Here is a 22,043-nt window from a genome sequence, read left to right on the forward strand (position 1 = left end):
GGACATGGCCATTGCCGCCGCCCTGCTCGTGTTCGTGCTGTGCTGCATCGTCAAACTCGCTTTGAACTGATCGGCAGCTCGACGTCCGCGCCCTCTCTCTTCTTCGTTTTGCTCTTCCGCCGTTTCGTGTCGCGCTTCGCCGCGCGCGCCTGCGCTGCGCGTCCTGATGTCGCCGTGACATCGCTCGAAATAATTGTTGAATGGAGTTCGGCGGGCCGCTCGCCCATACTTCGTTCGCTGCCGGTGCGTGACGAATCACAGACGCATGAGATCGAAAGGCTTCACGTGCGAATCCCTTCGCCGATGATCGACGATCCCACGGTTGCCCGATCATCGGCGATGGACTCGAACCCACTGGCACCGCGTGCCGACGACAGGACCATCATGTTGACTTCAGTGAACTTCATCAAAAAGAACGCCGCCCGTTTCACCTGCATGGCACTCGTGTGCGGCAGCGCGCTGTTGAGCGGCTGCGCCGGCGCCAGCGTCACGAATCTGAGCGCGACGAGCACGTCCGCGACGGCCGACGCAGGCACGCAGTCGACGATGCATCCGGACACGATCTACGTGTACACGTTCGATGCCGATCCGCAGCAGGTCAAGCTCGATAACAGCGGCCTGCTGCAGAAACTGAAGACACAGATGTCGGGTTCGTCGGACGCGCAGAAGCAGGTTGCCGATGCCGCCCAGGTGCGCGAGCAGGTCGCCGACGAGATCGTCCATCAGCTACAGGCGATGGGTCTGCACGCGGTGCGCACCGACGCGCCGGTGCCCCCCGGCCAGAACGTGCTGCTCGTGCAAGGCAGCTTCGAGACGATCGACGCCGGCAATCGCCGCCGCCGCACGCTGATCGGCCTCGGCGCGGGCAAGAGCGAAGTGAGCAGCGCGGTTCAGATCGTCTACCAACCCGCTGTGGGCGCGCCGCGCGTCGTGCAGAGCTTCACGGCCAACGCGGACAGCGGCAAGATGCCTGGCATGGTCGAAACCGCGGGGGTCGGCGCGGCGGCCGGCACCGTCGCGACCGCGGCAGCGGCCGGCGCGGGCCTGCACGGCGTGACTGAAACGAAGCGCGCGGGCGTGTCGGACGATGCCAAGCGCCTCGCCGATGCGGTGGCGAAACAGATCGCCCAGTTCGGCGTCGAAGCCGGGTGGATGCCGGCCGCGCGGAAGAGCTGAGCGGTCGAGCGCGGCGGGTTGCCCGCCCGACTGAAAAGCGCGGATGACAAACGCGGCGGTGTGGATCGATGTCCACGCCGCCGCGTTTTTTTGTCGGCGCGAGCCCCGTCGTCATCCGCGCCACAACCCTCGCAACAGTGCGAGCAGGGCGGCTGGCGCCGTACCTTTCTGGCAATAGCCGTCGAAATTGTGGCGCTCGCGGCCGGTTTCCCTCACGTGACCTTCGTCCAGCGACGTGAACGCGACGATGCCGAGGCTGTGCGTCGGCAGATAGCGGCGCAGCGCGCTCGCCGTTTCATAGCCGTCGCGCTCCGGCATCATGATGTCGAGAACGACGACGTCGGGAACCCAGTTGCGCACGCAGTGCAGCGCCGCCGAACAGCCGGTCGCGGCGCGTGCCTCGACGCCCTCGTAGGAAAGCCAGGTGGCAAGCGCTTCGGCGGCGCTCTCGTTGTCGTCGACGACGAGCACGCGCGGCACGTCGTGCAATATCTGGACCTCTCGGGCGCTCCATCTCTGGCAGGTAGTCGAATTTCGTGACATGTATGGCGGCCTGCGATTAAACCTTTGGGCGGGTAGCAAACGCTGTACCGCCCTTGCGGCGCCGTCAAACCCGCCCATCACGGCGGCCCGACGCCATCAAAAGCACCCACTTTTGCCATCTGTTCTGTAAATCGTTGCATTTCCGCAATGGGAATGATTCGCATTTGCACTATAATCCGGCCGAACCTTTCGTTCCTCGCGCGGACCGCTTGCATAAATGGGTTCGTCCGCGCGTGCAACCAAGAAAAATGCCGCCCGGATTCCAACTAGCGCCCCGGTACGGAAGATCGACGACCACGCCTACTTTCCAATTCATGTCCGTTTCACGCTGGAATCGCCCGCAGGCCACGCCTGCACAAGACAATCTGCATCGCGCTACCATCCTCGCCGCCATCGCCGTCGCTTTTAGTGTCCCGGCCTGCGCGCTCGCTCAATCCACCGACACTGCCCCCGCCGCCGACGGCACGCTTCCTGCCATCAAGGTTCAGGCGGCCGCCGTCGAGGAACTCCCCGGCGATCTGTCGCCGACATACGCGGGCGGCCAGGTCGCGCGCGGCGCCGACTACGGCGTGCTCGGCAAGCAGCGCAACATCGACATGCCGTTCAGCATGACGACCTACACGGCCAGGCTGATCAAGGATCAGCAGGCGCGCACGCTGTCGGACGTGGTCGAAAACGACCCGTCGGTGCGGACCGCTTACGGCTACGGCAACTTCTCGGAAGTGTTCGTGATTCGCGGCTTCCAGTTGAATGCCGACGATATCTCGATCAACGGTCTGTACGGTGTGACGCCGCGCCAGTTGGTCTCGACCGCTGCGCTCGAGCGGGTCGACGTGTTCAAGGGCGCCAACGCGTTCCTGAACGGCGCTTCGCCAACGGGTTCGGCGATCGGCGGCGGCGTGAACGTGCAGCTCAAAAGGGCCGAGGACACGCCCACGACCAACGTGACGCTCGCAACCAGCGGCTCCGGCGAGTTCGGCGCGCACGTCGACGTCGGCCGACGCTTCGGCAGCGTAGGCCAGTTCGGGATTCGCGTGAACCAGGCGAATCGCGACGGTGAGACGAGCATCGACGGCGAACATCGCCGCGACAACACCACGGCTATCGCGCTCGACTGGCGCGGCGAAAAGCTGCGGCTGTCCGGCGACTTCCTGTATCAGCGCGAGCACGTCAGCGACGGCCGCCCGGTCGTCTACTTCACCGACGCGATTCCCGCCGTGCCGCCGGCGACCTACAACTACGGCCAGAACTGGTCGTATACGAACCTCGAAGACACGGTCGGCATCCTGAAGGCCGAATACGACTTCCTGCCCGGCTGGACCGCTTATGCGACCGGCGGCGTGCGTCGCACGGTCGAACAGGGCGAATACTACAACCCGACCTATTCGTCGGCCGGCGTCACCGGCGCGCGTCTGGGCGTGCCGTTCAACCAGAACTCGACCTCCGCCGAAGTCGGCGTGCGCGGCCGCTTCGACACCGGTCCGGTGTCGCACATGGTCGCGGTGGGCGGCGCCATTACGAGCCAGAACACCAGCTCCGCGTGGACCTACGCCTTCATGGGCCCAGTCTCGCTGTACAACACGGTGCAAACGCCCTTCCCGCCCACGACGATGTCAGGCGGCAACCTGGCCGATCCGGGCATGACGGCCACCACGGTGATCCGCAGCGTGTCCGCGTCCGACACGCTCGGCTTCCTGCATGACCGGGTGCTGTTCACGGTCGGCGCGCGTCGCCAGCAGATCGCGACGGCCAATTACGACAACACCGGCATTGGCAGCGGCAACTACAGCGACGGCATCACGACGCCACTGTTCGGCCTCGTTCTGCGCCCGACGCAGAACATCTCAATCTTCGCGAACCGCAGCGAAGCGCTGGCCGCGGGCAGCATCGCGCCGGCTGGCACGCTGAACTACGGTCAGCAACTGGCGCCGGTGCGCACGAAACAGTGGGAAGTGGGTGTCAAGTACGACACCGCAAGACTCGGTGCGTCGTTTGCCGCTTTCCAGATCGAACAGCCGTCGGCATTCACCGACCCGGCCACGCATATCTATGGCCTGAACGGCAACGAACGCCATCGCGGCCTCGAAGCCGAAGTGCACGGCGAGCCGCTCAAGGGCCTGCGTCTGCTGGCCGGCGCTTCGCTGATGGACGCGACGCTCGAGAACACGCAAGGCGGAACCTTCAACGGCAACCGTCCGGTGGGCGTGCCGACCTTCCTGTTCAACCTGGGCGCCGATTACGACATTCCGATGGTGCCGGGACTCGCGGTCAACGCGCGCTGGATCCATACCGGCGCGCAGGAAGCGAATGCGGCCAACACGCTGTCGATCCCGTCGTGGAACCGCTTCGACCTGGGCGCGCGTTATGAGACGTCCATCTACGGCAAGAGGACGACATTGCGCGCGACCGTGCAGAACGTGACGAACAAGGCTTACTGGTCAGCCGTGTCGGCCTACGGCGCGACGACGTACCTGACCCAGGGTGCGCCGCGTACGTTCCTGTTGTCGGTCAGCACCGACTTCTGATCGTCTGACGCGATGTCGGTCGCCTGTGCAGGGCGACTCTCCCGCATGACTAAAACGCTGCCAGGCCTTCGGGCCTGGCAGCGTTTTAGTATTTACGCGCGAATTGAACGGCGTTGCGCCGCCCCGCGTCACTCGACCGGCGGCTCGCCTTCGGGTTTCTTCTTCGGCCGCTGCGCATCGGCGGCGCGCTGCGGCAGCTTGCTCTTTTCGTTATCGCTGTGCTTGACGGGCTGGGGATGATTGAACTGTTCGTCGACGACTTTCATGGTGTGCCTCCGTGCCAACGCAACACAACACAACGCTCATGAATGTTCGGCGGACCGCTCGGTCTCGCCCGTGCCTGCGACGGCGGCCGGCGCATCGGCCGCCGCGCCCATCGTCACCAGCACACTGCACGTCACACGATCGAGCAGCAGCCCGTCGTGCCGGCCACCCCACCATCGCGCGAGTCCGTGACTGCGACGATGACCGACGACGACCAGATCGGCCTTCAGATCGTTAGCGAAAAACGGAATCTCATCGAGCGGTTCGCCGATCGCGAGATGACCGGTCGCGCGAATTCCGCGTGCGGCGAGTTTCTGCAAGCCCTCGTTGAGCAGCGCTTTGGCCGATTCGTTGATGAAATCGACCGGCACCGCGGACGTGATGTCCGCGCCTTGCATCCACGCCGTATTGTTGAGGACGGACAGCAGGTGGACTTCCGCGTTCAGGTCTTGCGCGAGAGCGGCACCGTCCTTCAACGCATGTTGTCCTTCGCGTGTTCCGTCGTAACAGAGAAGAATGCGCCTGAAGCTCGACATGAGAACCTCCTTGCGCCGCGCGGCAAGTCATCGATTAATTATATGTCAGTTCGTGACATATACCGCGCGACGCCAATGCATGCAAATACCTACAGAAACGCCGTTAAACAGGCACTATTCGCGAGGTTCGGTGGCCACCGAATCCCGACCCTGGAATAGCGAAATGCGGCGGAACCGTTCCCGTTCGCGTTCCTCGTTGAAGATCGACAGCGAGGGTTTGACGAGATCGTGGCGCGACACGATGCCGATCAGCCGATGGCTCGAGGTATCGGCAACGACCGGCACGCGATCGAGCGAACGCGCGGCCAGACGCGCGGCGACATGCCGGCAGGTCTCTTCCGGCAACGCGATGTCGAGCCGCTCGTTCGCGAAGTTCGCATCACTCGCGCACAGTTCGCCGACCGTCGCCGTCGCGCGACCCTCGTCTAGCGCCGCGCTCAGCATCTGCCGATCCGCCATGCCGACGAGCCGCCCCGCCTGCACCACCGGGTACGCGCGATGAATCTGCGTCGAGCCGAAGTATTGCGCGAGCGCGCCAGCGACGCTGACGCTCGCATCGATCGTCTTCACCGTGCGCGTCATCACCTCATCCACGTGATGACGTTCGAGCGGATCGATGCCGTACTCGCGATAGATGTGATATCCGCGTCGCGCGATCTTCTCCGTCAGAATCGAGCGGCGCATGAACAGCACCGTGAAGCCGTACGACACCGCGGCGGCGGTCAACAGCGGCAGCAACGCATTCGCGTCGTGCGTCAGTTCGAACGCGAACACGACGGCCATGATCGGCGCGCGCATCATGCCGCCGAGCGCCGCCGCCATGAACACCAGCGGCCAGACCGCGGGGTCGCCGCCAGGCATCGCCGGACCGAGCACCGCGCCGACACCTGCGCCCATCATCAGCAATGGCGCGAGCACACCGCCGGACGTTCCCGAGGCCAATGCGATCACCCAGATCACCGCCTTGACCAGCACGATTGCCAGCACGACTTTCACGGCGAGGTGATGCATCAATAGATCGCCGATCACGTCATAACCGACACCCAGCGTGCGCGGCTGAAAATAGCCGCCGATGCCGACCGCGATGCCGCCGAGCGCGGGCCACCACATCCAGTGAAACGGCAGCCGCGCGAACGCATCCTCGACCTTGTAGAGCAACGTCGACAATCCCCACGACAGCGCGCCGGCGATCAGCCCCGCGAGCGCGCACGATGCGAGTCCGAGCGCGCCGAGCGACAAGGTCTGCAGCGGGAACAACGGGCCGCTGGCCAGAAAGAGCGGCCGCGAAAAACCCGCCACCGCGCACGACACCGCAACCGGCAGCAGACTACGCGGCCGCAATTCGAACAGCAGCAACTCGACCGCGAGCAACACGGCGGCGACGGGCGTGCCGAATACCGCGGTCATGCCGGCGACCGCGCCCGCCACCAGCAGCGTTTTGCGCTCGCTGCTCGACAGATGGAAGAACTGTGCGATCAACGACCCGAGCGCGCCGCCCGTCATGATGATCGGCCCTTCTGCGCCGAACGGTCCGCCGCTGCCGATCGCGATCGCCGACGCCAATGGCTTCAGCACGGCGACCTTCGGCGACATTTTGCTCTTGCCGAACAGGATCGCCTCGATCGCTTCGGGAATCCCGTGCCCGCGAATCTGCTCCGATCCGAAGCGCGCCATGAGCCCGACGATCAGACCGCCGACCACAGGCACGACGATCACCCACAGCCCTAGCGTATGACTGCGCGGCGAGCGGTCCGCGATAGATAGGGTCTGAAAGAAGAACAGGTTGGTGAAAAAGCGGATCAGGTGCAGCAGGAAGTCCGCGGCGAAGGTGCTCAACAAGCCGACCACGGCGGCAATCACCGTGATTCGCAGAAGCCGGGTATCGGTGGCGAAGTCGCCTTTTGATGCATTGGTCTGCACTGCCGCTCCTCGTGGTCGGATCGAGATAGATAGGGAACTGGTGTGCCGTCGTAACAGCATCGCGCACGCATTAGCCGTACCTGAAACCGACGCGGGCGCTCGGCGCCGCGGTCGGGAACGCCGCGCTACGACTCCGGCCACAGAAAGAAAACATGAGCAGCGTTTGCCGCGGGATCGACGGGCAAACCATGGTGATGCGACCTACCGGTCCATGCCTCGTGCGGCGAACCGTTCGGCCATTTGACGAGCACCACCGCTCCACTGGACAACTGGTCGACAACGGTGCCGCCATACACGCCGATCACGCTGCTTCGCACCCCGGTGTCGCGCGACGCGGCACATGGAGCTCGCATCGGCAGCTGGTATGGGCCAATTTCCGCTGCAGGTGGGAACCCATAGGCAAGCGGAACGGCGCAAACCGTACTAAGGAGGATTGCGAAGCGTCGACGCGACGCAAGTCGTTTCATCGCGATTCCCTCGACGAACTACAGCCCCCAGATGATGTCCGCGTCCGAGTCGCGCGCCGCACGCATCATGTCCAGAAACGGCCACGCGCGCTGCGACAGCCGGTTGCGCGACTCGCGTTGATTATTCGTTGAACAGTGCAATGCTTCGAGGGTCGTTTCCGCGGCCGCGTCTTCGGTAATGGCGGCTTCGAGACGATCGATCGCGTGCACCAGCTCGTCGTGGCTGATGACGCCCCGCTCGCCGAGTCGCTTGCCGATCAGGCCCAGCAGATACTGCGCGAGATCCCTGAGCATGACGACATCCGGCGACGCCGTCGATTGAAATGTGATCATCATGATGGCTCCCTTATCGGTCTATCAGGCAACGGCCAACGAACGCGCCCGATCGCGTCTGCCATCATTTTATATCACGACATGATAAAAAACACGTGCGCATCGGTGATTAAGGGCCAGGCTGAAGGACGTCGTGCGCGCTGTCGACTGTCTGCGATATGCGACTGATTTCGAGCCGCGCGCGGGGGTGGAGAACTTTTTATATCATATTGAAATATAATCATGACCAGACTGTATTCGCGTTGCCAGGGTTTCCCCGGTAATGTCGGGCCCGGCATCATCGACTACTTTCCGCTCCTATCTTGTCCCGCTCTCCTGCTCTCGGCTGGCTCGCCAGCTTTCTCCCCGCACCGGTCACCGTGAAATGGCACGAGCGCGCGCGTTCGTGCCTCGGCGCGCTGCTCGGCATCGCGTTCACCGGCGGTCTGATGTATCTGCTGCTCGGTCCCGCCGCCAACATTCCGCTGCTGGTCGCCCCGATGGGCGCCTCCGCCGTGCTGCTGTTCGCGGTGCCCGCGAGTCCGCTCGCGCAGCCGTGGTCGATCATCGGCGGCAACCTCGTGTCCGCGACGGTCGGCGTGACCTGCGCGATGCTGATCGGTGATCCAACGCTCGCGGCCGCCCTCGCGGTGGCGCTGTCGATTTCCGGCATGTTCGCGTTGCGCTGCGTGCACCCGCCGTCGGGCGCGGTCGCGTTGACCGCGGTACTGGGCGGCCCGGTCATTCATGCGCTCGGCTACCGCTTCGTGCTCGAACCGATCGCAATCCAGTCGGCCGCGCTGCTGTTCGCGGCGCTCGTCTATCACGCGGCAACCGGTCACCGCTACCCGCATGCGGGACGCCAGGACCGCGCGACGCCGAACCAGGCCGCCGACGAAGCCGCGCGTGTCGGCTTCACCCGCGACGACGTCAAAGCCGTGCTTCGCCGCCGTGACGAAATGCTCGACATCGGCACCGACGACCTCTATTCGCTGCTGCGCGAAACGCAGCTGCAGGCTTTCTCGCGCAGCTTCGACGAACTGCGCTGCGAAGACGTGATGTCGCGCCATGTCGTGTCGGTGTCGCCTGGCACGCGCGCCGCCGCCGCATGGGAGCTGTTCAGGCGCCACAACGTGAAGGCGCTGCCGGTCGTCGATGTGAAGCAAAAGCTGCTCGGCATCGTCACGCGCGCCGATTTCGTCGACAGAAAGAGCTTCGGCGCGCTCGGTCCTATCCTGAACTACTTCGACGGCTGGCTGCGCGGCGATGCGCTTCGCACGTCGAACGTCGGCAGCTTGATGACCACCGAAGTGTGCACCGTCGCGGCCTCAGATCCGATCACGGAGCTCGTGCCGATGTTCGCGAACTACGGCCATCACCACGTACCGGTGCTCGATCGCGTGGGGCGCGTGGTCGGCATGATCACGCAGGTGGACCTGATCTCCGGCCTGTATCGGCAAACCGCCACCCAAGCCCGCAAGGCGGCCTGATTTTCAGTAAAAAAGCAAGGAGACTTGCCGCGCGATGCCGTTGCCACGGCCGCAATCCACCTAAATACGTCATGATGTGATATATTTTTACGTTTCTTCACATCGGCGGATATCTCATGAAAGTACGGACTCGCAAGCTCGTCAAGAGCGATTTCGAGCAGTTGTCGGAGTTTCGCTACCAGATGCGGCGCTTCGAGCGCTTCTCGGAGCAAGCCGCGCAGAACGAGGGCATCACGCCGTTGCAATACCTGTTGTTGCTGCATATCAAGGGCTATCCCGAGCGCGACTGGGCGACCGTCGGTGAACTCGCGGAACGTCTGCAGGCGCAACATCACGGCGTCGTCGCACTGGTATCGCGCTGCGAGGCACTGAGTCTAGTGCGCCGCCAGGTCAGCCAGACCGATCGCCGCCAGGTTGAAGTACACATCGAAAAAGCGGGAGAACGGGTACTCGAGCGGCTCGCTGAACTGCATCGCGCCGAATTGAGATCGCTCGAAGGCTCCTTCCGGATTCCTCAGATCGACCTTGACTAACCATGAGCATGGATTCCCACAAACGCGACTTCGCGGCGAATGCACGGCTGCCCGGCATTTTCGCGCTCGCCGCGTGCATCGGCCTCGTCAGTACGTTTGCCGCTTTTGTTCTGCTGAACCTCATTCGCCTGTTCACCAACCTGTTTTTCTTCGGCACGCTGTCGTTCGTCGACCGCTCGCCCGCCACCAATACGCTCGGCATCTGGGTAATCGGCGTGCCGGTGATCGGCGGCTTGATCGTCGGACTGATGGCGCGCTTCGGCTCAGAAAAGATTCGTGGCCATGGCATTCCCGAGGCGATCGAAGCGATCCTCTTCGGCAAGAGCAGGATGTCGCCGAAAGTGGCCGTGCTCAAGCCGTTGTCGTCAGGCATCGTGATCGGCAGCGGCGGGCCGTTCGGCGCGGAAGGGCCGATCATCATGACCGGCGGCGCGCTCGGCTCGCTGATCGCGCAGTGCGTGAAGGTCACGTCGGCGGAACGTAAGACGCTGCTCGTGGCCGGCGCCGCGGCCGGCATGACCGCTGTGTTCGGCACGCCGCTCGCAGCCGTGCTGCTCGCGGTCGAACTGCTGCTGTTCGAATGGCGCCCGCGCAGCTTCCTGGCGGTCGCGGTGGCCTGCGCGGTCGCCGGCTTCGCCCGCGCGATTTTCTTCGGTACAGGTCCGCTGTTTCCGCTGCAGACCGCCGCGCCCGATGGCTGGTCGCTGCTGTCGTGCGCGGTCGCGGGCGTGTTGTCCGGCGCGCTGGCGTCCGGCCTGTCCGCCGCGCTCTACACGGTAGAAGACCTGTTCCGCAAGTTGCCGATCCACTGGATGTGGTGGCCCGCGCTCGGCGGTATCGTCGTCGGTATTGGCGGCTGGCTCGAACCGCGCGCGCTCGGCGTCGGTTATGACGTGATCGGCGATCTGCTGCATCAGCATATTGCGGTGCAGGTCGCGCTTTTGCTGCTCACCGTGAAGGCGGTAATGTGGGTCATCGCGCTCGGCTCGGGCACGTCCGGCGGAGTGCTCGCACCGCTGCTGATGCTCGGCGCCGGACTCGGCACGGTGCTCGCGCACTGGCTGCCGGGCAGCGAGCCGGCGCTGTGGCCACTCGTCTGCATGGCGGCGACGCTTGGCGCCACGCTCGGCGCGCCACTGACGGCCATCGTGTTCGCGTTCGGCCTCACGCACGACGCCAATGCGCTGCTGCCTCTGCTGACAGCAACGCTGATCGCGCACGGCTTCTCCACGGTGGTGATGCGGCGCTCCATCATGACCGAGAAAATCGCGCGACGCGGTTATCACATCTATCGCGAGTACGGCGTCGATCCGCTCGAGCGCCACTATGTCGACGAAGTGATGACCGCCTCGGTCGAATCGGTCGATGCCGCCACGACGGTCGGCGCAACGCTGCAGACGCTATTCGGCGCGAACCAGCTGCGCCGCGCGTTTCCGGTGGTGCGCGACGGCGCCGTGATCGGCGTGGCCGACCGCCTGTCGCTCGAACGCTTCTGCGCCGAGGACCCGGAGCGCAAGCGCGCGATGACCCTCGCCGACGTGTTCGCGCAGCACAACACCGCGTTTGCCTTGTCATCCGAAACCTGCCGCCTCGTGGCGACGCGGCTCGCCGTGCTGGGGCTCGAACGCCTGCCGGTGGTCGCCGATAGCAACAGCATGCGTCTGATCGGAATCGTGTCGCGCAGCGACTTGGTCAAGCCGTCGCTCGCTCACTTCGAAGAGGAACACAAACGGGAGCGGTTCCGTCGTATCGGGCCGTCGCTCGTCAAGCGGCGCTTCGCGCCGGTTCGTAAAACCAGCTAAAAGACCGCGGCAATAGTCAAAGGCCGAGTCCCGAAAGGGCCTCGACCTTTTTATTCGCGCAGGCAGCTATTTGCCCGCGCCACGAGACTCGACGCAACCCAGCACGAGCGTGTCACCCGATTTCGCGCCAGGACCCAGCGCCGCGGTGTGGAAGTCCGCGTGGTCGCAATGCCATTCGGCGTGGAAATCGCGTGGGCATGCCAGCGTCGTGCCGCCTTTGTGCAGACCGGGTAGCGGGTAATCGCAAGTTTCCCTTCCGTTGCAATGACGCTCTAGCTCGCGAGTCAGGTTGCCGCGTGGCGCGCCGCAATTCCCGCCATAAGTGCCCGATACGATCGTAATCGCGCGCGTTGGCGCGTCGGCGTTGGCAGACACCATGAATACGCCGCTTGCCAACGCCAGCGCGGCAGGAAGGATTCCACTGAGGAAAATCCGTCCGCGCTGCGAAGTTTCCATCGGCTTCTTCACTTTGCACCTCCGTTCCCGCTATGGGCGACGCTCAACTGAAACGCGCCCCCTATGGCCAGGTATAGAGGAAAGAGGCAAAGACCGCCACACAAAAACCAGTTCCTACGCGCAATCGCGGCAAAAGCCGTTATTCGAGCGCCTTGTCGTTCGGCTGCGCGTAAAGCTGCTTCAGCGAATCGCTCATCGGAAAGTCGAAGCTGATGTTCTTCGGCGGCACCGGCTTGACGAACCAACGGTCGTACATCGTGTGGATTTCGGGTCCTTTCATCACCTGTTCGAGCGTGTCGTCGACGAGCTTTCTGAACTCGGGATCGTCGCGGCGCAACATGAAGCCATACGCTTCCGACGATTGCGGCGTACCGGTGATGATCCAGTCCGACGGCTTGGCGGTCAGCGTGCGCGTGCCGGCCAGCAACACGTCATCCATCATGTACGCGACGGCGCGGCCGCTTTCGAGCGTGAGGCGCCCTTCGCCGTAATCCTTCGCGCTGATGATCTGCATGTTCATCTTCTTGTCTTCGTTCATCTTGCGCAGGATGCGCTCGGACGTCGTGCCCTGATTCGTCACGACCGTCTTGCCCGCGAGATCCGGGAAGTCCTTGATGCCGGAGTCCTTGCGCGTCAGAAGACGCGTCGTCGCGACGAAGAAAGTGTCACCGAACGTCACCTGGCTCTGGCGCGCGGCGAGATTGGTTGTCACGCCGCATTCGAGATCGACCGTGCCGTTCTGTACGAGCGGGATGCGATTCTGCGAGGTGACCGGGATGAAGCGCACCTTGAGGTCCGGATGCTTCGTCTTCGCCTTCACCGCATCGATGATCTTGTTGCACAGGTCCTGCGAAAAGCCGATCACATCGTTGTTCGCATCGACGTAGGAAAACGGCACGGAGGTCTCGCGATGGCCAATCGCGATCACGCCGCTTTGCTGGATCTTCGCGAGCGTGGACGTCGCGTCCTGCGCGAACGCGCCAGGACTCACCGAGGTTGCCGCCACGAGCACGGCAACAGCGGACCAATTCGTCACTTTCATGGGTATCTCCGATCGTGCTGCAGGTTCCTGATGGATGGCGGGCTGCTGTGCCAGCCGTCTACATATGTTGCCATTAAAAAATTAATTGCAACATATGTTAACTACCGAGTGCCGACACGCCGTGCGACGGCCTCAAGACGCCACAAAAATTGAGATTAAAATACGAACAATCAATGACTTACAAAGAAAAGCGACAGCATTCTTGAGATCTACCGTCCTCCTTAATGAGATTGTTCCGACCGCCTCAAACATATAAATGAGATTTTCCGGAGCAACAGCAAAATTGTGCTTGGGCGCGATGTCTGCGGATCAAATCGATCGCACATAGTCGAGTCAACCGACGACTCTATTGACGAAGAGAAATCGATCGCTTTGATTAATTGCAAGTTGGGAGTGGCACGGCGCCACCCCTTGTGGGGCGTCAGCCGCCTCCGCGAAAGGAGAAACTGGACTGAACCGCTTTGCAACAGCCGTATCCAGTCCGTCGCTGACTACACGAGATAGCTCTTTTCGCATTTTGCTTTTTGAGAAACAATCGCATCGCTTGCTGGGCTCGGGTGCGAGTGAACTGATGATGGTCCTTCAGAAAACCAGCCAACGTGCGACGACAAGGCTCTATGGCCTGATTGCGGTCCAACAGTTCGACAAGCATGTAGACAGCTCGCTCGTCATTAAAAGCGAGGGCGCCCGCGAGGGTTGCCCACAGAGCATCCTTCGAGGATTGAGTAAAGTCCGCTGCTTCGGCACAAGTAAATGCATCGTGCGGTGCTATCACGATCTCCGGGTCCCGCCGCTCAAAGGCCTCATCGATCGAGCACGCAAACGGTGAGGCGTCGTCGGCTTCAGCCTCTCGCAGGTCGAAACCACAACGGCATTTCGAAGGACCGCGTCTATCCCACGACAGGATGACTTTGCAACCCGGGCAAACAAAAACCAGCGACGCCATATGCTCCGTACACGAACAAATCAATCGGTGTGACCATTTTCGACGGAGGTAGTCACGGGAGCGAAGGCAAGCAGGACACACTGGTGCGGCGTCGGTACGCAATAGGTGATACGCAGGAGACCTGCCCACGCCGAGAAAAAAATCGCGACCTCTACTGAACGTGACAACAGATGCATCAGCGGCGATACCCATGTCATCGAAGACCCGTTGGAGAGTTGCCGGGACTGTCAGGTAGCTCCGCCGGTATTCATGCCGGAAGGCTCGCATCAGAAAAGTCGGTGAGTCCCAGCCATTGCAAAAGGCGGCCCTCAACAGGACGCCGTTAGGGGACTCGTCCGGGATCGTTATGGGTCGAATTAGCAACGCTGTCCTTGTCATAGGACGCCCCTCTGTTTGTAATAGATCGACTTGATTTCGCGACTGGTCATCTTGAACGGATTGCGTCCTCCCGGCACTAGCGACACCGACGAAGTAATGCCCCTATCATAGGCATCCGCGAAATCTGCCATCGTTATGACGCGCCTGCCGCTAGCCATCGCGTGCAACGCCGCTTCCCGAACGCTTAGCTTGATATCAAGCCGCACCAAAGCCGCGTGAGCGACGACGCACTGCTCGCGCACATCAAGGCGATTCACATGCAGGTCAAGGGCGAATACGGCTGGCCTCGCATGTGGAAGGAGTTGCTCACGCACGGCGTGCGGGTGGGCAAGGAGCGCGTTCGCAAGCTGATGGCTCAGCATGGCATCCGAGCCCGCCACAAGCGCAAATACATCGCGACGACAAACTCGAACCACGAATTGCCGGTGGCGCCCAATCTGCTGAAGCGCAACTTCACTGCAACTGCACCGAACCAGGTCTGGACGAGCGATATCACCTATCTCGCGACAGCCGAGGGCTGGGTGTACCTCGCGGTCATCATCGACCTGTTCAGCCGACAGGTGGTGGGCTGGTCGATGCAGCCGCACATGAAGGCTGAACTGGTCACGGACGCGTTGCGCATGGCGTGGTTCCGGCGCCGCCCGGAGGCTGGCGTAATCGTGCATAGCGACAGGGGCAGCCAGTATTGCGGCGGCCTGTTTCAGGACACGTTGAAGGCTTATGGCATGCGCTCGTCGATGAGCCGACGCGGCGATTGTTGGAATAACGCGCCGACCGAAAGTCTGTGGGGTTCGCTGAAGGTAGCACGCATGCATGGACGACACTTCGCCACGCGGCGTGCCGCAATGGATGAAGTAATTGATTGGCTGGGCTTTTACAATGAACGCCGGTTACACTCGACACTCGACTACGTCAGCCCCATGAATTTCGAGAAGAACTGGTTCGCGGCTCAGCAAGGCGAAGCCGCATAATTCCCCCAGCTATGGGATTCGTCAAACGGGGGCAAGGTCAACTCAACGTTACGTTGACATTCACGCTCAAGACGGCGGCTCGACTGAACCCGGTTCGGGTAGCCGTAGATATAGATCTTCAAAAGAACTGCCGGATGATAGGACGGGCGGCCTGTAGTCGACGGCATTGCTCCATCGAAACCCAGCGATCCAAGCTCGAACTCTTCAACAAAAGCCTCGATTATCCTGACCGGGTTGTCCTCTCCAACGAAGTCATCGAGGCACTCTGGAAGTAGCGTCACCTGCTTGCGATCTTCACCTTCTATGAATCGCTTCATCCGGTCACCCATGCTGAATGAGTCAATCCAGTTTAGGTGATCGGCATGTTTTCACACAAGCTCGACCCACTCCGGTCACTGAGGCGGGCCGAAAGTCGAGTGGCCGCATTTGGGTAATTTCCGCCGGCTGCGACATTGCTTTCACACGCTGACTTCGCCGAGCTTAATTCGGTTGAAGTCAGTACGGGGGACCGGCACCCATCGCTGGGGGCGGGCTTTCTGTTCGGGGAAACTGTTGTCGATGCCGTTTGCCTGAATGGTCGGACTCAGGGTTACTCGCTGCGGCCCGAATTCAGGTTTGCATTGATCCACGATGCCACGTCGGTGACCGGAATGGCGTGGTGTTGATTGAACGTCCCACTCTTATCCCATGCGACGCCCCGCCCTTGAGCAAAAGCCGCACGATACTTACGCATCATATCGTTCGGGTCGCGCGCCAGTTCATCCAGCAAATACCGCTCGCTCCACTCTGAACGGCTGAAGGGGCGGCCGAGCGCCGCTTGCAGCTTGTCGGCGACCTCCCCGTAAGTCACGGTGTCGCCGGCCAGATACACGATCTCGTTCCGAATACGGGGCTTGGCGAACACGATTGCGGCAGTCAGCGCGCCTATATCATCGGGCGTCGTCAGTGTCACAGCGGTGCCGAGGCTGCCCAAGGCGTGGATTGCGTCGTTTTGCAGGTCAACGACACCGAAGTCCGGCTCGAACAGGTAGCTCATGAACATACCGGTCGAAATGATGACCCACTCAGTCTGGTCCTGACTGCGCAGCAATTCGCGCACGTCCAACTGTGCGTCGAAGATGTCCTGCGGACTGCCGCGACCGATCACGTCAAAATCGACCCCGAACTGCCATGGGAAATATCTCGGAATTCGCGCCTGCAAGGCCGCCCGCGCCAACTTCATTGGCGTGTCGATTCCGGCTGCATAGCCCGCGCAACCGATTACCGTGTCATATCGCGCGAATACTTCGGCAAGCTCGGTGATGGAGCTCTTCACAAGATCGCCTATGACAATCTCGATCCCAAGACCTCGAATCTCCGCGATATCTTGTCGCTTGCCTGGTGCACTGGACTCAACGGCACTTGCGCGCAGCAGCACGCTGATCTTCACGCCACCAGTGTCCTTCGCGCGGCGCGCAAGATTGCGCAGCACCGGGAGGCCGAGTTCGCCGGCACCGAGTACAAGAACGTTTTGGGACGTAGAATTAGGGTCCGTTTGGTTCATCGTCTAGCCTGCTTAGAATTGGTTGCGGCAGTCTAGCAATGCATAGACGTGTATGAAAGAAGGCACATGCGTGATACTGGAGGCAGGTAGTTGGATCGAGACGAACTTCTGAAATATTCGCAGACCGTATGTGACGGCCTGAGAGACGATGATGATGGGTTGCGGCGGGAACTGCTCGCGCATGCCGGAAACCGTTGGTCACTCGGCGTCGTCCACACGCTTGGCGTCTACGGCAGACTGCGTCATGCAGAAATCGGCAGGCGTATGCACGGGTTACTCAACGTATGTTGACGCGCACCTTACGACAGCTCGAGCGCGACGGCTTGGTGCTCCGTCATGATTTCGAAGAGACACCCCCTAGAGTCGAGTACGATCTGTCGGACACGGGCATGGAGCTGCTCGTTCGCATGGTCCCGCTGTGGACCTGGATCGTCGAGAATGCGGACCGCTTCCGGGAAGCGAGGCAGAATTTCGACAAACGGCACCGCGACGCGAACTCGTAGCTTGCCGGTTTTGATTTGTATCGCCCAATGCCTTGGCCAGGATAGGAGTGGAGCCTCTGGATGAGCGGCCGATGGCGGCCGCGCAGGAAGTGCCACTTCAGCTACCGGCGGATGTCGGCGTGATCGATGACGTTCGAGTGTCCGCCCGAGCGCGCGATCGAACGACCGCAAGTGGCCGGACATAGGTGGGGCGTCGGAACCCCAGCGTTTGCGCGGCCCGTCGACCTCCACAAAAGTCGATCGTAGGCCGCCCACCGGATCTTTGGGGCCGGCCGCTCCCAGCGTTAGCTACGGAACCGTTCAGCGCGAAACGGACGCGCATCCGCACAGGTCGGTGTCCCGGTCATCATCTCCGCCAGCAGTCGCCCGGTCACGGGCCCCAGGGTCAGGCCGTGGTGGGCGTGACCGAATGCAAACCACAACCCGGGATGACGCGGCGCGCGCCCAATGACTGGACGCATGTCTGGCGTGCAAGGACGCAGGCCGAGCCACGGACTCGCGTCGAGTCGCTCACCCAGACCGAAGCTCGGCCGGGCGGTGCGCTCCGCGCGTTCGAGCTGGATGCCCGTCGGCCTGGCGTCACGCTGTGCGATCTCGACCCCCGTGGTCAGCCGCAGGCGTCCTTCCATCGGTGCCACCACGTAGCCCTGCTCCGCGTCGACGAACGGCATCGACAGCATCTGACGAGTGGGACGGTAGTGCATGTGATAACCGCGCTTCGCGCGCAAAGGAATGCGGTAACCAAGCGGCGCGAAAACGCGGTCCGACCATGAACCGAGCGCCACCACGACTTCTTTTGCGCTGATCCGGCCCGACGATGTCTGAACCGTCCACGCGCCCTCTTGCGCCGTTAGCGTGGTCGCGTCGCCGGTGAACACCGTCCCGCCGCCTGCTTCGAAAAGACCCGCATAACCTTTGGTCAGTGCCCCGGGATTCACAATGCTCTTCGGGTCCTGCCAATGCATCGCGCCACAAAAGCCGTCCGCGAGGCCCGGCTCGCGCGCGGCCAGCGCCGCCGAATCGAGCACCGCGACCCGCAAACCATAGGTCCTCGCAGTCATCGCGGCGGCCGTCGCCTGCCGCGAAAATTCCGCTGGGGTGCGATAGGCGTCGATCCAGCCGCTGTCGCGAACGAGATGGCCGAGTTGCGCGCGCTCGATGAGTCGATCATGTTCCGCAACGCTTTGCTGGATCAACGGCAACATGTCGCGCGCGGCGGCCATCAACCGCTCGGGCGACGATTCCCACCAGAAGCGCGCCAGCCAGCTCGCAAAGTGCGGCAACGCCCGATAGTCCCAATACAGGTCGGTCGATCGATTCTTCACATAGCGCAGCAACGTGCCGAAATCGCGCGGAAAACCGTAGGGAACGACCGAGGACCTTTCAAGCAGACCAGCGTTGCCGAAGCTGGTCTCTTCGCCCGGAGCGCGCCGGTCCACCAGTGCCACCCGGCGGCCGCGATCCTGCAACTGCAGCGCGGAAGATACGCCGACAATCCCGGCGCCCAGCACTATCACATCGAAATCCATAAACTCGCTTCGCTTTTTCTGTCAGGACTGGACGCCGGCTGCCGCATTTTGCGCAGCAAGCCGGTGCGACATCTCTGGCGCCGGCTCGTCGATCCGTTACTTCGCGATGATGTCGCTGTTGAAATACTTCTGCGAAAGACCGCTCAACGTGCCGTCCTTCTTCAACGCGTCGAGCGCGGCATTGACTTTCGCGACCAGCGCCTTGTCGCCCTTGCGCAAGCCCCAGCCTGTGCCTTCGCCGAGCGTTGCCGGATCGCTGAGCGGCTTGCCGACGATCGCATACTCGTGACCCGCGGGCTTGCCGAGGAAACCGTCCTGCGCAGTTTGCGCTTCCTGAACGGCGGCGTCGAGGCGACCGCCAACCAGGTCGGCGTAAACCTGATCCTGGTCCTGATACGAGACGACCGTGACGCCGGCATTCGCCCAGTGAGCTTTGAGGAAATCCTCCTGCGACGACCCCTGCAACACGCCCACCCGTTTGCCCTGCAGACTTTTCACGTCGGGCAACAGGCCGGAGCCACGTCGCGCCACCATCACGATCGGCACGATATAGATCGGCTTCGTGAATTCAATCGATTGCTTGCGCTTGTCCGTGATGTTCATCGCGGAATTGATCACGTCGAATTTGCGGGCTTCCAACGCGGGAATCAGTCCATCGAAAGCATTTTCTACCCACACGCACTTCACGCCCAGCTTCGAGCAGACCGCATTGCCGACGTCGACGTCGAAGCCCTGCAATTGCCCGCTCGGCGACTTGCTTTCGAACGGCGGGTAGGCTGCCTCGATGCCGAAGCGCAAGGTGTCCTGTGCCTGCGCGCCGACGGTCCCGAGCGAGCCCACCAACGCAGCAGCGACGATAAGTGAAAGTTGAAGCTTCCGAAACATAAGAGGTTCCCCAGGTGTTTGGGCGACGACAGTTGAAGGCATGCGCGACGGCTGACCGACGCGCTCCGAGACATCGCATGAGGCAGCTGACGCGCCGGCCTCACACCTGCTCTGGATTGACAGTCTATTCTGGACAGATATAAAAGCAAGCAATTTTCAAAATAAATGTCCAGATTGGACAGTTTGACTTAGAATCGCCTCACCGCCGAACCCCGGCAACGTTTTGGAGCGCAGTTCAATGAGCCAGTTAGAAAAAGGGTTGCCCCTGATCGTCAATCAGCACGCCGTTCGCGAAGCGCTACCGCACCTCGACGTGCGCGGCGTATTGGCGCAGATGTTTCGTGCGCTCGGAAGCAACATGGCGGCGCAACCGCCACAGACGCTGACGCTGTTTCCGCAAGACGCCGGCGACTTCATTACCTATCTGGGCGTGATGGCGGACGCGAAGGTGTTCGGCGCGAAGCTGTCGCCGTACATCGTCACGCAGGCGAAGCCGATCATTACCGCGTGGACGGCATTGATGTCGATGGAAACGGGGCAACCGCTGATGTGGTGTGATTCACATCTGCTGACGATCGAGCGCACCGCCGGGGCGACCGCACTCGCGGTACAACACCTCGCTACCGATCATGCTAGCCGACTCGCGATTGTCGGCGCGGGTGCGGTGGGACAGGCTCATTTGCGCCATCTGGCGTCGGTGCGGCCGTGGCAATCCATTCAGATGTTTTCGCCCAGGCTTGCGAACGACGCGGAAAAACACGCGCAGTTCGCGGCGATAGATGAAAGAGTCTCCATTTGCTCCAGGATCGAAGACTGTGTCGCCGACGCTGACGTCGTTGCACTGTGTACCTCGTCCGGCACCCCGGTGCTGCACGACAATATGCTCCGCAAGCCAGCGCTCATCACGTCCATTAGTACCAACGTGGCGAACGCTCACGAGATTCCGCCCGCATGGCTTGCCGACATGGACGTCTATTGCGACTACCGCCGCACCACCCCAGCCAGTGCGGGCGAGATGAAGCTGGCTTTGGAGCACCATGGCTGGCGTCCCGAAGCCGTGCTAGGCGATCTCGCCGAACTGACGTGCGGCGAAGCGATCAAACCGTCCTATCGAAAGCATGCGTTTTTCCGCTCGATCGGGCTGGGTCTTGAAGACGTGGCGATTGCCTATGCGCTGTTCAACCATCTGACTGCTCGAACGGGCATGTAAGAGATCGCCGCGATCTTGCCGATCACGCCATGCCGCCGCAGCAATGACAAAGGCTGTTCGCCGGGATGCCGCGGTGCTCGATCTCCAGGCGAGCCGATTCAGTCGCTTCGCGTCCGGGTCGTCCTGTCATCGAGCAGAAGTACCGCTTTGCTCGTGGCAAAATGCCGGACATTCCCGGACCTTCTAAACCGCCCACCCAGGTGGACTTTCAGAAAGCTGCAAGCATCTACCCCTATGCGAAAGCCCAAGACAACGGCCGCACGCCGGCTACTTCTGGATCGCTACAGCCGTGTCGCCGATGGCATTGCGCTGCTGTTTTTCCCTTACGTCGAAATCGTGATTCATGACCTGCAAAGTCAAACGATTGCCTATATCGCCAATAATCTGTCGAAACGGGAACTCGGTGACGACTCCGCTCTTGAAGAGATCGACCACTCCGCGGAGTCCGGTACGGTGGGGCCGTATGAAAAGGTCAATTGGGATGGAAGGCGGATGCGGTGCGTCAGCACGGTGTTGTTCGACGATACCGCCCGCGCTTTCGGCGTGATGTGCGTGAATTACAACATCGCCGTCTTCGAAGACATCAAACATGTGATTGATCGTGTGATCTCCGGCGCCGGCGTGGTGAAACAGCCTGAGGAACTGTTCAAGGACGACTGGCAGGAACGCATCAACACGTTCCTTCACACGTGGCTCCAGGAACGTCAGTTGGCGCTAAATTCGCTGACTCGCGACCATCGTCGCGAGATCGTCGAAGCGTTGTGGGAAGAAGGAGCGTTCAAGGGGAAAAGCGCTGCAAACTACGTCGCGAATGTGTTGGGGATGGGACGTGCCACCGTCTACCAGCATATTAGAGATTTGCGAGACGCGGCCACCTGAGACGAGCTAACAATACCGACATGCATACGATGGCAACGCCGACCGAGGCCGTGCCGGAGTGGCCGTTATAGAGCTGTAGGCGGCCGTCGAACGTTTGCACTGTACCGCGGAGGGGAGTCCGCAATTGGCCCGG

Annotated in this window: 18 protein-coding genes and 3 pseudogenes; 9 read left to right on the forward strand and 12 right to left on the reverse strand. The window is 62.0% G+C overall.

The genetic code is table 11. The annotated features are described in order from the left end of the window. Positions 1-384 precede the first annotated feature (384 nt). On the forward strand, positions 385-1,176 hold the full coding sequence (locus BC1002_RS22455; protein ID WP_013092284.1) for a DUF4410 domain-containing protein: 792 nt from the start codon (positions 385-387) through the stop codon (positions 1,174-1,176). 111 nt (positions 1,177-1,287) lie between these two features. Here BC1002_RS22455 and BC1002_RS22460 read toward each other — a convergent pair whose 3' ends face one another. Further along, the gene (locus BC1002_RS22460; protein ID WP_013092285.1) at positions 1,288-1,719 is read right to left on the reverse strand and encodes a response regulator; all 432 of its coding nucleotides are present in this window, start codon (positions 1,717-1,719) and stop codon (positions 1,288-1,290) included. 314 nt (positions 1,720-2,033) lie between these two features. Between BC1002_RS22460 and BC1002_RS22465 the strand changes: the two genes are divergently transcribed. Further along, positions 2,034-4,244, forward strand: a complete 2,211-nt coding sequence (locus tag BC1002_RS22465; RefSeq protein WP_013092286.1) for a TonB-dependent receptor — start codon at positions 2,034-2,036, stop codon at positions 4,242-4,244. Between the two features lie 128 nt (positions 4,245-4,372). On the opposite strand, the gene BC1002_RS38490 is transcribed toward BC1002_RS22465, so the two are convergent. The 5 genes from BC1002_RS38490 to BC1002_RS22485 form a co-directional block, all read right to left on the reverse strand. After that, complete coding sequence (locus BC1002_RS38490) at positions 4,373-4,510, reverse strand: hypothetical protein (RefSeq protein ID WP_013092287.1); 138 nt, start codon at positions 4,508-4,510, stop codon at positions 4,373-4,375. A 36-nt stretch (positions 4,511-4,546) separates the two neighbouring features. Next, complete coding sequence (locus tag BC1002_RS22470) at positions 4,547-5,044, reverse strand: universal stress protein (protein WP_013092288.1); 498 nt, start codon at positions 5,042-5,044, stop codon at positions 4,547-4,549. 114 nt (positions 5,045-5,158) lie between these two features. After that, on the reverse strand, positions 5,159-6,964 hold the full coding sequence (locus tag BC1002_RS22475; protein ID WP_013092289.1) for a chloride channel protein: 1,806 nt from the start codon (positions 6,962-6,964) through the stop codon (positions 5,159-5,161). 125 nt (positions 6,965-7,089) lie between these two features. Continuing rightward, the gene (locus BC1002_RS22480) at positions 7,090-7,317 is read right to left on the reverse strand and encodes a hypothetical protein (RefSeq protein ID WP_238537950.1); all 228 of its coding nucleotides are present in this window, start codon (positions 7,315-7,317) and stop codon (positions 7,090-7,092) included. Between the two features lie 132 nt (positions 7,318-7,449). Then, on the reverse strand, positions 7,450-7,767 hold the full coding sequence (locus BC1002_RS22485; RefSeq protein WP_013092291.1) for a DUF1840 domain-containing protein: 318 nt from the start codon (positions 7,765-7,767) through the stop codon (positions 7,450-7,452). Positions 7,768-8,066: 299 nt separating this feature from the next. Here BC1002_RS22485 and BC1002_RS22490 point away from each other — a divergent pair, with 299 nt between their 5' ends. From BC1002_RS22490 to BC1002_RS22500, 3 genes are all read left to right on the forward strand, one after another. Continuing rightward, positions 8,067-9,233, forward strand: a complete 1,167-nt coding sequence (locus BC1002_RS22490; RefSeq protein ID WP_013092292.1) for an HPP family protein — start codon at positions 8,067-8,069, stop codon at positions 9,231-9,233. A gap of 116 nt (positions 9,234-9,349) precedes the next feature. Beyond that, a complete protein-coding gene (locus BC1002_RS22495; protein ID WP_013092293.1) occupies positions 9,350-9,766 on the forward strand; it encodes a MarR family winged helix-turn-helix transcriptional regulator in 417 nt (138 codons plus the stop codon). Positions 9,767-9,768: 2 nt separating this feature from the next. Then, positions 9,769-11,568, forward strand: coding sequence for a chloride channel protein (locus BC1002_RS22500; protein ID WP_013092294.1), 1,800 nt, complete (start codon positions 9,769-9,771; stop codon positions 11,566-11,568). Between the two features lie 595 nt (positions 11,569-12,163). On the opposite strand, the gene BC1002_RS22510 is transcribed toward BC1002_RS22500, so the two are convergent. Next, complete coding sequence (locus tag BC1002_RS22510; RefSeq protein WP_013092296.1) at positions 12,164-13,066, reverse strand: glutamate/aspartate ABC transporter substrate-binding protein; 903 nt, start codon at positions 13,064-13,066, stop codon at positions 12,164-12,166. Between the two features lie 421 nt (positions 13,067-13,487). Further along, entirely contained in the window at positions 13,488-14,390 is a 903-nt protein-coding gene (locus BC1002_RS39790) for a TniQ family protein (RefSeq protein ID WP_013092297.1), read from the reverse strand. A 209-nt stretch (positions 14,391-14,599) separates the two neighbouring features. On the opposite strand from BC1002_RS39790, the pseudogene BC1002_RS22525 reads away from it, so the two are divergent. Continuing rightward, positions 14,600-15,361 (forward strand): annotated as a pseudogene (locus BC1002_RS22525) (IS3 family transposase); the annotation flags it as partial. 38 nt (positions 15,362-15,399) lie between these two features. On the opposite strand, the pseudogene BC1002_RS36580 reads toward BC1002_RS22525, so the two are convergent. Both BC1002_RS36580 and BC1002_RS22535 read right to left on the reverse strand, forming a co-directional pair. Next, positions 15,400-15,678: pseudogene (locus BC1002_RS36580) on the reverse strand (transposase); the annotation flags it as partial. A gap of 272 nt (positions 15,679-15,950) precedes the next feature. Beyond that, complete coding sequence (locus BC1002_RS22535; protein WP_013092299.1) at positions 15,951-16,904, reverse strand: aromatic alcohol reductase; 954 nt, start codon at positions 16,902-16,904, stop codon at positions 15,951-15,953. Between the two features lie 90 nt (positions 16,905-16,994). Between BC1002_RS22535 and BC1002_RS39580 the strand changes: the two are divergent. Then, positions 16,995-17,407: pseudogene (locus BC1002_RS39580) on the forward strand (winged helix-turn-helix transcriptional regulator). Between the two features lie 284 nt (positions 17,408-17,691). Here BC1002_RS39580 and BC1002_RS22545 read toward each other — a convergent pair. After that, entirely contained in the window at positions 17,692-18,936 is a 1,245-nt protein-coding gene (locus BC1002_RS22545; protein ID WP_013092300.1) for an NAD(P)/FAD-dependent oxidoreductase, read from the reverse strand. Between the two features lie 96 nt (positions 18,937-19,032). Continuing rightward, positions 19,033-19,821, reverse strand: a complete 789-nt coding sequence (locus tag BC1002_RS22550; protein WP_013092301.1) for an ABC transporter substrate-binding protein — start codon at positions 19,819-19,821, stop codon at positions 19,033-19,035. Between the two features lie 238 nt (positions 19,822-20,059). Here BC1002_RS22550 and BC1002_RS22555 point away from each other — a divergent pair, with 238 nt between their 5' ends. Together BC1002_RS22555 and BC1002_RS22560 are read left to right on the forward strand one after the other, a co-directional pair. Continuing rightward, entirely contained in the window at positions 20,060-21,031 is a 972-nt protein-coding gene (locus BC1002_RS22555) for an ornithine cyclodeaminase family protein (protein ID WP_013092302.1), read from the forward strand. A 234-nt stretch (positions 21,032-21,265) separates the two neighbouring features. Further along, positions 21,266-21,910, forward strand: a complete 645-nt coding sequence (locus BC1002_RS22560) for a helix-turn-helix transcriptional regulator (RefSeq protein ID WP_013092303.1) — start codon at positions 21,266-21,268, stop codon at positions 21,908-21,910. Positions 21,911-22,043 lie beyond the last annotated feature (133 nt).

It is taken from the genome of Paraburkholderia atlantica, assembly GCF_000092885.1.
Classification (GTDB): Bacteria; Pseudomonadota; Gammaproteobacteria; order Burkholderiales; family Burkholderiaceae; genus Paraburkholderia; species Paraburkholderia atlantica.